11 protein-coding genes and 1 pseudogene are annotated in these 13440 nt (G+C 67.9%); 2 read left to right on the forward strand and 10 right to left on the reverse strand.

All coding sequences use genetic code 11. The features are described from left to right. Positions 1-455 precede the first annotated feature (455 nt). A complete protein-coding gene (locus AB5T46_RS16015; protein WP_370565046.1) occupies positions 456-647 on the forward strand; it encodes a hypothetical protein in 192 nt (63 codons plus the stop codon). A gap of 395 nt (positions 648-1042) precedes the next feature. Here the strand turns inward: AB5T46_RS16015 and AB5T46_RS16020 are convergent, their stop codons facing one another. The 10 genes and pseudogenes from AB5T46_RS16020 to AB5T46_RS16065 form a co-directional block, all read right to left on the reverse strand. Beyond that, positions 1043-1543: a YybH family protein gene (locus tag AB5T46_RS16020; protein WP_370565047.1), complete on the reverse strand. Its 501-nt coding sequence runs from the start codon at positions 1541-1543 to the stop codon at positions 1043-1045. Then, positions 1543-3345 carry a DUF885 domain-containing protein gene (locus AB5T46_RS16025; protein ID WP_370565048.1) on the reverse strand — a complete coding sequence of 601 codons (1803 nt, stop codon included), beginning with the start codon at positions 3343-3345 and terminating at the stop codon, positions 1543-1545. The genes AB5T46_RS16020 and AB5T46_RS16025 overlap by 1 nt, the downstream gene beginning before the upstream one ends. Before the next feature lie 243 nt (positions 3346-3588). Next, positions 3589-5157: an APC family permease gene (locus AB5T46_RS16030; protein ID WP_370565049.1), complete on the reverse strand. Its 1569-nt coding sequence runs from the start codon at positions 5155-5157 to the stop codon at positions 3589-3591. Between the two features lie 61 nt (positions 5158-5218). Continuing rightward, on the reverse strand, positions 5219-6421 hold the full coding sequence (locus tag AB5T46_RS16035; RefSeq protein ID WP_370565050.1) for a M24 family metallopeptidase: 1203 nt from the start codon (positions 6419-6421) through the stop codon (positions 5219-5221). After that, positions 6418-8013, reverse strand: a complete 1596-nt coding sequence (locus tag AB5T46_RS16040) for an aldehyde dehydrogenase family protein (protein ID WP_370565051.1) — start codon at positions 8011-8013, stop codon at positions 6418-6420. Before AB5T46_RS16040 ends, AB5T46_RS16035 begins: the two co-directional genes overlap by 4 nt. A 2-nt stretch (positions 8014-8015) precedes the next feature. Next, positions 8016-8915, reverse strand: a complete 900-nt coding sequence (locus tag AB5T46_RS16045; protein ID WP_370565093.1) for a dihydrodipicolinate synthase family protein — start codon at positions 8913-8915, stop codon at positions 8016-8018. A gap of 12 nt (positions 8916-8927) precedes the next feature. Continuing rightward, positions 8928-10218, reverse strand: a pseudogene (locus tag AB5T46_RS16050) (FAD-dependent oxidoreductase); the annotation flags it as partial. Further along, positions 10211-10465, reverse strand: a complete 255-nt coding sequence (locus tag AB5T46_RS16055) for a (2Fe-2S)-binding protein (RefSeq protein ID WP_370565053.1) — start codon at positions 10463-10465, stop codon at positions 10211-10213. The gene AB5T46_RS16055 and the pseudogene AB5T46_RS16050, both read right to left, overlap by 8 nt. Then, positions 10462-11562, reverse strand: coding sequence for an NAD(P)/FAD-dependent oxidoreductase (locus AB5T46_RS16060; RefSeq protein ID WP_370565054.1), 1101 nt, complete (start codon positions 11560-11562; stop codon positions 10462-10464). Before AB5T46_RS16060 ends, AB5T46_RS16055 begins: the two co-directional genes overlap by 4 nt. Continuing rightward, a complete protein-coding gene (locus AB5T46_RS16065) occupies positions 11559-12512 on the reverse strand; it encodes a proline racemase family protein (protein WP_370565055.1) in 954 nt (317 codons plus the stop codon). The genes AB5T46_RS16060 and AB5T46_RS16065 overlap by 4 nt, the downstream gene beginning before the upstream one ends. A 179-nt stretch (positions 12513-12691) precedes the next feature. Between AB5T46_RS16065 and AB5T46_RS16070 the strand changes: the two genes are divergently transcribed. Then, on the forward strand, positions 12692-13396 hold the full coding sequence (locus AB5T46_RS16070; RefSeq protein WP_370565094.1) for an AraC family transcriptional regulator: 705 nt from the start codon (positions 12692-12694) through the stop codon (positions 13394-13396). Positions 13397-13440: the final 44 nt, after the last annotated feature.

Raw genomic sequence — 13440 nt, forward strand, 5'->3', positions numbered from 1 at the left:
CACTGCGAATCACGTGAGGAATGGCGCGTGGCGCGTCGAACGGCTGTCATGGAAATACCCCCGGCTATGAAAGGAATGCTTGGGTGCGTTATGAACTCTTGCCTGTCTCCGCCTTTCCTGGAGAGGCCATCGCTTCCCGATCGACGGCAAGCTGGCAGATGACACTTCCATGACCCCAAGTCTCGTTGCCCGTGGTGCGCCCGGTCTTGTGTGGTTTGATGGATTTGCATGCGGAAACCTGCATGATTGTCTTGTGCAATACAGCAATTCCGCGGCCCCGTGCACGTGAAACCCGCCACCCGAATTCACACGCAGCTACGCTCTAGAATGCTTGTCGTTAAGTGCGTACGTCCCGTATCTTCGAGGGATAAGCCGGCTCAACGTTTGGTTTCTGCCGACCGCGACAATTCATCTGCAGAAATCAGCACAAGCATTCCAATACAGAAAATTCCCGTATGATCCTGCACCTGCTGTTTACAGGACTGCTCTGGTTCGCCGACGCGATCGGTATCGGCCCGCTGAACCTGCATGCCAGCCACCCGGGCCGCGACACGGCGGATGCCCGGTGGGAAAACGCTTCGCTGCCGATATCGGCAACCCTGCCGGGGGATTGTCAAAGGTTTGATCTTTCCGGCAGTCGGCTTTGAAGCCCCTCTCCCTCCGGGGCGACAGCACACGCGGAGCGGGGGTTGGGGTGAGGGTACGGCGAAGTCGCGATGGTTCAGACGCGTGCCGCTTCGCCGTACCCTTGTGGTGGGCCAAGGACCACCCTATAACCCGCATAGGGTGGGCCTTGGCCCACCATTGTCGCCCGCGATAACGCGCCACCTATCCTCCGCGCCACCACGCCCCGGCCCTTGCGCATGGCGCAAGGGCGTTCAGGCGTGCGCGAGCCAATGGCTCGCAAGCGGCACGCCTTCACCCCGAAGGGAGAAGGAAAATGCGTCTGTCGCCTTCAGGCGGCGCATGCTTTTATTCGCCCCTTTGAGGGGCTCACCTCTAAAGCCCCCGGCTTTGCCGGGGGATACTTACCCGCGCCTGCTCAAGGGCGGCAGTCGCTCGCCAGCAGGCGATCGCCCGGATCGGGCGTTGACACCGACGACACGTGGTTCAACGCGATCACCCAACGACCCTCCACCTTCCGCATCAGCCGGGTATTGATTCCATACTGCGGTTCGTCCGCGCGCGCCAGGTGGTAGCGGCTGACGAGCTGAGCGGCATCGTCGGCAAGACGCTCGATCCGGATGTCATAGAAGCACAGCACGCCGCGCTTATCCGGCGCACCGCCGTAATCGGCGATGTAGTGATCGAGCGTCCCCTGCCAGTCGCGCTGAAACCGGCCTCGGGACACGAACACCACGTCCGGCCGCAAGAAGCCGGCCATGTAGGCGACGAAATCCCCACGGTTCCAGGCGACCTGCATGTCCGCGATGACTCCGCGGATGGCCCGTTCCTCCTCCCAGTCGCCTACCTGCGCGGTGCCGACCACGGACATCGCCGCGGCCAGCACCGTTATCGCCCGCAAGCGATGGAGCCTGGACATCAACCGCCCCCGGCCTGCGCCTTCTTCCGCTCGGCGATGAACGCACGCATTTCCTCTTCCAGGACTGGCAGCGGTACCGAACCGAGGTTGAGGATGGCGTCGTGGAACGGACGCTGGTCGAATGCCGTCCCGAGCTCGCGTTCTGCCTCGCTGCGCAAGTCGCGGATGGTCTTGTAACCGATGTAATACGAGAGCGCTTGTCCCGGCCAGGCGATGTAGCGGTCGACCTCGTTGACGATGTCCTGATGCGCCAGCGCTGTATGGCTGGCGAGATAATCGATCGCCTGCTGCCTGGTCCAACCGAATTCGTGCAGACCGGTGTCGATCACCAGACGTGCCGCGCGCCACATTTCGAACGTCAATCGACCGAAATCCTCATAAGGCGTTTCATAGATACCCATCGACGTACCGAGCCATTCGGTATACAGCGCCCAGCCCTCCCCGTACGCGGAGAAGTAGGTCTGCTGGCGGAAATCGGGACGCGCAGGCGCCTCCAGGGCAAGCGCCGCCTGCAGGCTGTGCCCCGGATTGCATTCGTGCAGCACCAACGCAGGCAGGTTGTACAACGGGCGCGAAGGCAAGTCATAAGTGTTGAACAGGCACGAATCCAATCCTCCGCGACCGGAGGTGTAGATCGGCGCGATATCCTCCGGCACCGGCAGGATCGTGAAACGATAGCGCGGCAGGACGCCAAGCACGTGCTTGAGTTCGCCATCCGCCTTCTTGGCGATCCAGGCGGTGTAATGGAGCAGCTCCTTGGGCGTCTTGGCGTAGAATTGCGGATCGGTACGCAGGAAGGTCAGGAACTCCTCGAAGCTGCCGTCGAACTTCGCCAGCTTCATCACCTCGCGCATCTCCTTCGAGATGCGGTCCACTTCGGCCAAGCCGATCTCGTGGATCTCCCTGGCGGTCATGTCGCGGGTGACGAATTCGTCGATCTGGGTCTTGTAGAACGCGCGTCCTTCCGGCAGGTCGCTGGCCGCCGTGCTGGTGCGCGCACGCGCAAGGTACTGCTCGCGCATGAAGCTCAACAGCTTGCTGTACGCCGGGACCACCTGTTCGAGCACCGCCTTGCGCCCCTCTTCGATCAACCGGCTGCGCGCCGGTTCCGGAATCGACGCAGGCATCCTCGCCAAGGTATCGAGGAACGGATTGCCCTCGCCGGCGATGGTGTACGGCTCGATCGTGCTGTCGCGCCCTTCGACCGACGAGCGCGGCACGCTCCAGCCGCGCGACAGCCCCGCCTCCATGTTGGCGATGTTCTCGTCGAAGTAGCGCGGGATGTCGCGGAGCCGGCCGATGAAGCGCTGCCAGTCGGCCTCGCTCTGGAACGGCTGGCGCGGATTCAGGCCGCCCCAGAAGAACGTGTCGCTGTTGAACGGCGCCTCGTAGGTACGCCAGACCGCGTTGTTGTGGTGGGCCTCGACCGCGGTGCGGAACACCGCCGCGTTGATCTGTTCCTCGCGGGTGAAGTCCTTCGCCGGAATCGCGTCCAGCGTCGCCAGCACCTGCTTCCAGTACGCCGCACGGCGCTGCCAGCTCTCCGGCGTGACCGAGGGCAGGCGGGCCGACGGTTGCCAGCGCCCGTCGATCTTCTCGCGCGCGAACTCGTCCTGCCGCCATTCCCATTCGGCGGTATAGAGATCGCGCAGCTTCGCTTCGGAAGCATTGGCCGGCTTGGCGATCTCCTGCGGTGCCTCGTCCTGCCCCGCCATCGCAGGCACGGCGGCCATGCCCATGGCCACTACCATGGACAGCGAAAGCGTCTTTATGATCGGTCGGATACGGCTAGCAGCGTGCATCTTCTCCCTCCTGCGGTGGATGTGGCGGTGCATCGGAGGGAGGGCGGATGGCCGATCCGCTCCAGCGCGCCATCGTCCATCCTGCGCAGGCAAGGCGGCCGCGTCTTGTGGGACAGCACCGGAACAGGTGCGGCATTCCGCATAAACCGTATCCGCGGCGGAAAACCGCTCGGAACCCTCCCCCGCCAACGGCCGCCCGTGGCGCCAAACCCCCGGCGCAACGATGCGGCCCTGCATCCGACCTCACGCGCCGTCGTCCTCTTCCAGCGCGAGTTCCTCCGCACGCAATCCAGAACGCGCCGCCCATTCGTAGACGACGAATGCGATCGCCGCCACGGCCAGCGTATCCCAGGGATGCGCGATCGCGCCGGTGCCGCCGAAGGTGCCCAGGTACGACACCGCCATCACCAGCACGTAGAACACGATCAGCCACAGCGAACACTGCACCTGGCGCAGCAGGCGTGCGCGTCCCTCCTTCGAAGGCAGCTTGTAGAGCACGTACGCGGCGAACATCACCACCTGCAGGCCCAGCAGCCACGACAGCGTCTGCCAGCGCGACCAGTACACGATCAACGCGGCGACGATGAACGACAGCGGCCCGAGCAGCGCCAGGACGCGTACCCGGAACGGGCGCGCCAGGTGGGGCGCGCTGCGACGCAACGATGCCACCGTCACCGGCGCCGCAGCGTAGCTCAGCATGAGCGCAGCAGAGACCACGCCGATCAGTTTCTCCCACGACGGGAACGGCAGGGTCCAGAACACCGACAGCGCAAAACTCAGCCACAGCGCCGGGCGCGGAATACCGGATTTGGCGTCCACCTTGGTCAACGACTTGACGCCGATGTTGCGTGCCCAACCGTAGATCACCCGCGGCGTCGCGCTCATGTAGATGTTGCCGGTGCCGCTGGGCGAGACCACCGCATCGGCCACCACCAGCGTCGCCAGCCAGCCCAGGCCCAGCACCAGCGCGATGTCGCGGTACGGCAGCGGGTACAGCTTGTCGATGCCGTTCCAGCCACCGGCTAAATGTTCGGCGGGAATGCCGCCCAGGAACGATAGCTGCAGGAGCACGTAGATCGCCGTGGACAGCAGGATCGACAGGATCAGCGCGATCGGGATCGTGCGCTGCGGATCGCGCACCTCGCTGGCGACCGACACGATCGGGGTCAGGCCGAGGTAGGCGAAGATGATGCCGCCGGTCGAGATCGCGGCCTGGATGCCGGCCGCACCGTTCGGTGCGAAGCCGTGCAATTGCATGTTGTCGCTGTTGAAATGCGACAGCAGCAGCACGATCACCAGGATCGGCACCATGAACTTGAACACGCTGACGATGTTGTTGGAGATGGCGAAGCTCTTCACGCTGAAGTAGTTGAGCAGGAAGAACAGCACCAGCAGGCCGAACTGCACCAGCCAGCCCAGGAGCGAGGGATCGCCGCTATCGGCTTGGGTCAGCCCCGGGAACCATGCCGCCGCATACTGGCGGGCGGCCACCGCCTCGATCGCGATCAGGCTGGAGAACGCGATCAGGGTGATGAGGCCCATCAGCGATCCCAGCAGCGGACCGTGCGAGTACTCGGGATAACGCACCACCCCGCCTGCGCGCGGCAGCGCCGCGCCCAGCTCGCAATACACCAGCCCCAGCAGGAACACGGCGAAACCGCCGAACACCCATGACAGGATGCCGGCCGGGCCGGCCATGCCGGCGACATGGCTGGCGGCGAACAGCCAGCCGGAACCGAAGATCGAACCGAGCCCGATGAAAGTCAGGTCGGTGAGGCTGAGGGTCTTGCGAAACTTACCTTGTGAAGCCATGGGTCACCTGTTTGGAAGGGACATGCCAGGCGAAGGCGGGGGACTTCGCATCGGGCCGGTGTCATGCGAACGGCCTGTCGATCGCCGGCGCCGGCGGCGTGAACCACTGCGCACCGTCGCCGGTGACGTGGAAATGGTCTTCGAGGCGCACGCCGAACCGGCCGGGCACCACGATCATCGGCTCGTTGCTGGCGCACATTCCCGGCTGCAGAACGGTCCGGTTGCCGCGCAACAGGTACGGCGCTTCGTGGATCTCCAGTCCGCAGCCGTGACCGGTGCGGTGCGGCAGCCCCGGCAGGCGATAGCCCGGCCCGAGGCCGGCCGCTTCCAGTACGCGCCTTGCCGCGGCGTCCACCGCCTCGCAGACCTCGCCCGGGCGCGCCGCGGCGAATGCGGCCTCCTGCGCGGCCCGCTCGAATTCCCAGATGCGGCGCTGTTCGTCGGTGGGCGTGCCGAAGACGAAGGTCCGGGTGATGTCGGAGTGGTAGCCCTGCACGGTGCAGCCGGTGTCGATCAGCACCAGGTCGCCTTCGCGCAGGTGCTGCACGCCGGGAATGCCGTGCGGATAAGCGGTGCCATGCCCGAACTGGGCAATGCAGAAGGTCGAGCCGTCGTCGGCGCCCAGCGCGCGATGCGCTTGGTCGATGAAGCGCACCAGTTCGTCGCTGCCGATGCCTTCGCGGACGATGCCTGCCGCGAGTCGATGCACCTGCAGCGTCATGTCGCAGGCCTGCTGCATCAGCGCCAGCTCGGCTCGCGACTTGCACATCCGGCAGCCATCGACGATCGCGACGGCATCGATGATGGCGTTCGCGGCCAGGTGCGCGCGCAAGCCGGTATGCACCGCGAACGCCATTGCCGGATCCAGTGCCAGCGTGCGCGCGCCACGCTCGGCCATCGCCTGTGCGATCAGCGCGTACGGATCCTCGTGCTCCTCCCACAGGCGCTTGCCGGCCGGGATCTCCAGCACCGCGTCGAGCGAGCCTTCCTCGAACGCCGGGCAAACCAGCAGCGGATCGCCATCGGCGGTCACCAGCATCGCCACCAGCCGCTCGCTCGCGCTCCAGGGCACGCCGGCGAAATAACGCAACGAGGCACTGGCACCGACCAGCAGCGCATCAACGCCCTGCGTGCGCATCAACGCCCGCGCGCGCTCGATGCGCTGCCGGTACTCGTCGGCGGAAATCGGCGGAGCGCACCGCGCCCATGGCGACAGCCCCGCCAACGCCGTATCGCGCTGCAGATGACCGATCTGTCCGCTCATCCGGCCGCCCCCGCGTCGCCCGTACTCCACTCGCCGTCGATCCGGCGCCAAACTCCCCCGGGGTTGCGGTCGCGCAGCACCGGCGGCAGCAACGCATCGGGGACGTTGTCGTAGCTGTGCAGACCGGCGAAACGGCGGATCGATCCCGGCATGCCCACCGAGGTGAAGCCTGGGTGGCCGGTGGCCGGATACGGCCCGCCATGATTCATCGCGGGGCTGACCGCCACGCCGGTCGGCATCTTGTCCACGATCAGCCTGCCCACGCGTGGACGCAGCAGCGTGATCAACGCGGAAGCGGCGGCATCGTCGCGACCGTCGGCGGCACGATACAGGGTCGCGGTCAGGTTGCCCTCGAACGCGCGTGCGATCGCCTGCGCCTGCTCGTGGCCGTCGCTGCGCACCACCAGGCCGACCGGCCCGAATGCTTCGGTCTGCAGGCTCGCCGGATCGGCCAGGAAGCGCGCACCGTCGACGGCCAGCAGTTCCGGCCGCACCCAGTAGCCCGGACGGTCCGGGTCGCCGCCACCGGCGATCCGTTCGGCACCTGCGGCCCGCAGCGCATCGACGGCGGCATTGAGGTGACGCTTGCCGTCGCCGGAGAACAGCACCTGTTCCGGCGCGGCGTCGAACCTCGATGCCGCTGCGGCGACGAAAGCGTCGCCCGCCGCCGTCCGCGGCACCACCAGCAGCCCCGGATTGGTGCAGAACTGCCCGCTGCCCATGGTGCAGGACGCGAAGAATTCCTGCGCCAGCGCCTCGCCGCGTTGTTCCAGCACACCTTCGAGCAGGAACACCGGATTGATGCTGGACATCTCGGCATAGAACGGCACGCCGGCGGCATCGGCCTGCGCCTTCAACGCCAGCCCGCCGGAACGTCCGCCGGTGAAGCCGACCCCGCCGATCGCGCCCTGCCCGACCAGCAGGTCGCTGCACGACGGGTCCACCCCGTACAGCAGCTGGATGGCCGCAGCCGGAAGCCCGGCGGCCACCAGCGCCGCATGCGCGATCCGTCCCAGCTTCTCACTGGTGCCCGGATGCAGCGGATGGACCTTGGCGATCACCGGATTGCGCGCGGCGATGGCCGAGGCGAAATCGCTGCCCGCGATGGCGTTGAATGCGAACGGAAAGTTGTTCGGCCCGAACACCGTGACCGGCTTGCCCAGCGGACCGAACACCGAACGCAGGCCGCCGGCGGTGTCGATCACCGGATCCGCCCAGCTCCACTCGCGCACCGCACGCACGGCCTGGCGCAGTTGGCCGGTGGTGCGCGGCAGCTCCACGTCACGCAGGCGCGGCGATACCGGCAGGCCGGTTTCGGCATTGGCCACCTCGGCCAGCGCATCGGCCTCGGCCTCGATGCCGTCTGCATAGCCTTCGAGGAAGGCGGCGATCCGCTCCGGGTCGGTGGCGGAGAATGTCTCCGCCACCGCCACCGCGGCCGCCACCGCGTCTTCCACCTCACGGCGGCCGCTGACCGGATACGCAGGGCCGATTGGCTCGCCGGTCGCCGGATTGTGTGCGCGCAGTTCGCCGATCGGTTCAACCTCATCGCGCCATGCGCCCGCCACCAGAACCTGTTGACGTCCGCTCATCGTCACAGCGTCGGACGGTTCTTGTTCGCGTGCTCGATCACGCCGAGCGCGGCCTCGCGCTCGGCGCCTTCGACCGGCAGGCGCGGCGCACGCACGCGCTCGTTGCCCCAGTCCACGCACTGCTGGGTCAGCTTGATCAGCTGCACGAACTTCGGCACGGTATCCAGCCGCAGCAGCGGCAAGAACCAGCTGTACAGGTCCTTGACCGCGTCATACCCACCATCGCGTGCGCGCTCGAACAGCGCCACCGATTCGTGCGGATAGGCATTGACCTGGCCGGCGATCCACCCGGTCACGCCCATCGCCAGGCCTTCGACGATGGCGTCGTCGATGCCGGTCATCAGCACCAGACGGTCGCCGGACAGTTCCTGGATCTCGGCCAGGCGACGGATGTCGCCCGAGGATTCCTTGACCGCCTCGATCTGCGGGAACTCGTTGGCCAGTTCCACGATCTGCGCCGCGCTGAAGTCGGTCTTGTAGGCGACCGGGTTGTTGTAGAGCAGGATCGGCAACCTGGCGGCGTTGGCAACCGCGCGGAAGTGCGCGCTCATTTCCTTCCAGTCGGTCGAATATGCGTAGACCGGCAGGATCATCAGCCCGCGCGCGCCTTCGGCCTCGACCGCCCTGGCCAGTTCGACCGCCTCATCGGTGGACAACGCGGCAATCCCCGGGATCACCGGCGTGTCACCCAACGCCTTGACCAGGGTGCGCACGATCGCGACCTTCTCGTCGAAGGTCAGCGTGGCGCTTTCGCCCAGCGAACCCAGCGGGACCACGCCGATGCAGCCGGCTTCGACCTGCCACTGTGCATGCTTGGCGAGGAACGCGTGGTCGACCTGTCCGTCCTCGGCAAAGGGGGTGGTGAGTGCGGGGATCACGCCCTGCCACATGCGCTTGCTCATTTCACAACTCCTGGGATGAGTCCGCTGGAAGTCCGCCGCCGAAACCGGCCAGCACCTCCAGCGGAACGGGAAAAATCGGGGGCCGGAAGCCGTCTCGCGTGGCGCCGCCCAACTCGGCCAATGCGCTGCCGCAGACACGCCCCTGGCAGGCGCCCATGCCGCAGCGGGTCAGCAGCTTGGCTTCGCGGCCCGGCGCGCAGGCGGACAGCGCCGACAACCGCACATCCTCGCAGCGGCAGACGATGGTGTCGGGCTCGGCCAGCGCACGCAGGCCGTCGTGCAGCGCGAAACGACGGTTCAATGCCGTGGCGAAACGGCGCGCGTGCGCGCGCCGCGGTAACAGCGCGCGTGCGGCCTCGCGCCGCCCAGCCGCCGCATGGCCGGCGATGGCACCTTCGGCCAAGGCGCAGTCCAGGCCGCCGATGCCGCAGGCCTCGCCCGCGGCGAACACGCACTTGACGCTGCTGCCCTGCCACCGGTCCACCAGCACGTGCGCATGCGGGCCGCCGCCGTCCAGCGCGCACCCCATGGCCTGCGCCAGCTCGATGTTGGGCACCAGCCCGAAACCGCAGGCAAGCTGGTCGCATTCCACGGTCGCGGTGCGCCCGCCGATACGCAGGTCCACCGCACGCAGGCGCTCGTCGCCCAGGGCACGCAGCACATGGCTGCCGGCGTGATAGGACACGCTCCACAACGACAGGCGCAGGCGCGCCGCCTGCACGGCCTTGCCCGGCCAGCGCCACAATCCGGCGGTGAACATGGACAGCGCGCGCATGGACGCCTGCTCGTGGATGCCGAGGACCCGGGCGCCGTGGCGGTGCAGCGTATCGGCGACCGCCAGCAACAGCGGGCCGCTGCCGGCCACCAGCACGCGTTTCCCGCGCATCGGCCAGCCCTGCTTGGCCAGCGCCTGCGCGCCGCCGGCACCGGTCACGCCGGGCAGCGTCCATCCGGGAAAGGGCAGCAGCAGTTCGCGCGCCCCGGTCGCCAGCACCAGCGACCCGTAGTCGACGGTCACCGCCACCTGCCCGCTGCGCACGAACAGGCGCTTGCCGGCATGGCCGGCAACCTCGGACTGCATCAGCATCGGAACACCCGCCGCCGCCAGTTCCCGCCGCAGCGAGCGCGCAGGTCCGGGCGCGCCGTGCCGCACGTCGTTGCGCCAGACCTGCCCGCCCGGCACCGGCTGCGGATCGATCAGCATCACCCGCACACCATGCGACGCCGCGGCGCGGGCCGCCGACAACCCCGCGGGCCCGGCACCGACGATGGCGACATCGCAATGGTGGCGCCGATCAGCCATGCGTGCGCACCTCCATGCCTTCGGCCACCGGCAGCAGGCAGGTCCGCTGCTGCGCCCGGCCGTCGACCGTCGCCCGGCATTCGAAACACACCCCCATGCCGCACACCGGCGCGCGCCGCTGCCCCCCGCAGGAATCGCGGGCGGTGCCGCCGGCATGCGCGATCGCCGCGGCCACGCTGCTGCCGGCCACGACCGAGATCTCGCGGTCATCGATGCGCAGGCGGATCGGGGGCGACGGCGCGTTCATGCCGCCACCCGCGCGGGATCGTAGGGAGCGGGGTCGATCGCGGGGTGCCGTCCGTCGATCAGGTCCAGCAGCAGGCGCGCCGTGCCCGGTGCGGCAGTCACGCCGAGTCCTTCGTGCCCGGTCGCCACCCAGCAGTCCGCGCGCCCGGGCACCGCCCCGATGTAGGGGCGGCCATCGGCGGTGCACGGGCGCAACCCCGTCCAGGCCCGGATCGCCTGCAGCCCACGCAGCACCGGCAGGTAGCGGAACGCGCGCTCCAGCATGCGCCGGAGCACGGACGGATGGACTTCCGGTCCGGCTTCGCGCCGCTCGCGCGAAGAACCGATCAGCAACTGCCCGGTCGGACGCGGCTGCACGTTGAACGCCACGCTGACCTCGGCATCGCCATGCGCACTGTCGGCATAGCCCAGTTCCAGCACCTGGTGGCGGAGCAACCCCGGATGACGGTCGGTGATGACCAGGTGCCCGCGGCGGACGTGCATCGGCAATTCCGGCAGCAGTGCGTTGCTGGCGGCCCCCGCCGCCACCAGCACCGGCCCTCGCAGCACGGCGCCGTCGTCCAGCGCCACGCCGTCGCGCAGCACACGCAGCACGTGGCGGCCGCGCACCAGGATCGCGCCCGCATCGATGCAGCGCCCGATCAGCCACGCGACCGCGCGCGGCGGATAGACCGTACCCTCGCCCGGGACCAGCAGGCCGCCGGCCAGGTCCGGCGCAAGATGCGGCTCCAGTTCCCGCAGGCGCCCGGCATCGATCCGTTCGGCATGGATGCCGGCCTTGCCCAAGCGCGCGATCTTGCCCGGCACCGCCGCCATCTCGGTCTCGTTGGCCGCCACCCACAGGGTGCCGCAACGGCTGAAATCGGCGGCGGCGAGCCCTTCGAATCCTGCCCACAACCCGAGCGAATAGCGGGCCAGCGCCAGCTCCGCCGGATCGCCGTCCATCGCCACCAGGTGCCCCATCGACGCCGCCGTGACCCCGCCGCCGGCAACATCCGCCTCGACAATGGCCACCCTGCGCCCGCCGGCCACCGCCCGCTCGGCACAACTGGCGCCAATGATGCCGGCGCCGACGACGATGAGGTCGAACTCCCTCATGCCTGCGCGGCGCCCCCGCGGATCCCCCAAGCGAAAGGGTCGTCGCCCTCGATCAGGATCTCGGCGCTGCCGGTGATCCAGGCTTGCCCGGTGATCCGCGGCAAGACACCGCGTTCGCCCTTGCGGTAGGCGCACTCGAACGCGCTGCCCAGGATGCCCTGCTGCACCCAGATTCCGCCTTCGGCCAGCTTGCCTTCGGCGGCCAGGCAGGCCAGCTTGGCGCTGGTGCCGGTACCGCAGGGCGAACGGTCGTAGGCGCCGCCCGGGCACATCACGAAATTGCGCGCCTGTCCGGAGCCGTCCGGCGCGGGGCCGTTGACCTCGATATGGTCGATGACGCCACCGTTGCCCCCGCCGATGCCCGCCGCATCGATCGCACGCTGGATCGCCAGGGTATAAGCGCTCAGTTCCGACCGGTGCGCGAAATCCAGCGGCACCGGGGACTGCGCGGTGATGAAGAACCAGTTGCCGCCCCAGGCCACGTCGCCGACCACGGTCCCGTAACCGGGAACCTCGACAGTCACCCCGGTCGCGGCGCGATAGCTTTCGACGTTATCGATCGACACCCGGCCGTCGGCATGCAGTTCCACTCCGACCACGCCGACCGGCGTCTCGATCAGGTGCCGGCCCGGGCCGATCCGGCCCAGGTGCGCCAGCGTACGCGTCAGTCCGATGGTGCCGTGACCGCACATGCCCAGATAACCGACATTGTTGAAGAAGATCACGCCAGTGCAGCAACGCGGATCCACCGGCGCCTGCAACAGCGCGGCGACCATGGTGTCGGAGCCGCGCGGTTCACAGGCGATGGCGCTGCGCCAATGGTCGAATGCGTCGCGGAAGCGTGCACGGCGCTCGGCCAGGCTGCCGCCGCCGAGTCCGGGAAAGCCGGACAGCACCACGCGCGTGGGTTCGCCGACGGTATGGGAGTCGATGACGGTCAGGCTCTGCATGCCGTCATCTTCCAGCCGCGGCGCCTTTCCGCGCTAGGACACCCTCCCCACGACGGATGCGGAAATATGCATAATCGAGAAGAACGTCGCGACGCCTTCCGGCTTGTTTCCAAGATCGGGAAAGCAATTGGAGCACGCTGGTCCTGACGCAATGCAGCATAATTTCTGGAGCCGCCGCCATCGGCTTTCAAATCGAACCGGACGAACTGCAGCATCTCTTCGATGCGCTGCCCGATGTGGTGTTCTTCATCAAGGACCGCCAGGGCCGCTACACCCACGTCAACCTGACCCTGGTGAACCGGCTGGGCGCGCGCAACCGCGCCGATCTCGTCGGCAGGACGCCGCTACAGTTGTTCCCCAAGCGGCTGGGCACCCGCTACATGGTGCAGGACGAGCGAGCGCTCGCAGGCGAAACGATCGAGAACCAACTGGAACTCCATCTGTACGCCAACCGTGCGCCCGGATGGTGCCTGACCTTCAAGCACCCGCTGTACAAGGACAGCCGGGTGATCGGACTGGTCGGGATCTCCCGCGACCTCGGCGCGCCGGACCGGCGCCACTCCTCCTACGGCCGCCTGCAGCGCGCGGTCGAGCACATGCAGGCCCACTACAGCGCACCGCTGCGGGTGCAAAAGCTCGCGGACATCGCGGAAGTGTCCGTGGCCCAACTGGAACGGTTGTTCAAGCGCGTGTTCCAGCTCACCCCGCAGCAACTGCTGACCAAGCTGCGGATCGAAGAGGCGATGCGGCTGCTGCACTTCGACGCCAGCATCGCCGAGATCGGCCAGGCCTGCGGTTTCTCCGACCAGAGCGCGTTCGCGCGCCAGTTCAAGTTCACCGTCGGCATGCCGCCGCGCGCCTACCGCGCGCTGGTACACGACTGAAGCAACCGGCGACTGCGATCTGATGGAGCCGGCATCCCGGTGCG

Origin of the sequence: Luteimonas salinilitoris, assembly GCF_041300785.1 — a bacterium.
In the GTDB taxonomy this organism is placed as follows: Bacteria; Pseudomonadota; Gammaproteobacteria; order Xanthomonadales; family Xanthomonadaceae; genus Luteimonas; species Luteimonas salinilitoris.

What these genes read in the sequence shown, in the direction of transcription:
- AB5T46_RS16035 (WP_370565050.1), bottom strand. Translation starts at nt 6,421, where the DNA reads ATGAGCGGACAGATCGGTCATCTGCAGCGCGATACGGCGTTGGCGGGG.
- AB5T46_RS16025 (WP_370565048.1), bottom strand. Translation starts at nt 3,345, where the DNA reads ATGCACGCTGCTAGCCGTATCCGACCGATCATAAAGACGCTTTCGCTG.
- AB5T46_RS16020 (WP_370565047.1), bottom strand. Translation starts at nt 1,543, where the DNA reads ATGTCCAGGCTCCATCGCTTGCGGGCGATAACGGTGCTGGCCGCGGCG.
- AB5T46_RS16055 (WP_370565053.1), bottom strand. Translation starts at nt 10,465, where the DNA reads ATGAACGCGCCGTCGCCCCCGATCCGCCTGCGCATCGATGACCGCGAG.
- AB5T46_RS16045 (WP_370565093.1), bottom strand. Translation starts at nt 8,915, where the DNA reads ATGAGCAAGCGCATGTGGCAGGGCGTGATCCCCGCACTCACCACCCCC.
- AB5T46_RS16030 (WP_370565049.1), bottom strand. Translation starts at nt 5,157, where the DNA reads ATGGCTTCACAAGGTAAGTTTCGCAAGACCCTCAGCCTCACCGACCTG.
- AB5T46_RS16015 (WP_370565046.1), top strand. Translation starts at nt 456, where the DNA reads ATGATCCTGCACCTGCTGTTTACAGGACTGCTCTGGTTCGCCGACGCG.
- AB5T46_RS16065 (WP_370565055.1), bottom strand. Translation starts at nt 12,512, where the DNA reads ATGCAGAGCCTGACCGTCATCGACTCCCATACCGTCGGCGAACCCACG.
- AB5T46_RS16040 (WP_370565051.1), bottom strand. Translation starts at nt 8,013, where the DNA reads ATGAGCGGACGTCAACAGGTTCTGGTGGCGGGCGCATGGCGCGATGAG.
- AB5T46_RS16060 (WP_370565054.1), bottom strand. Translation starts at nt 11,562, where the DNA reads ATGAGGGAGTTCGACCTCATCGTCGTCGGCGCCGGCATCATTGGCGCC.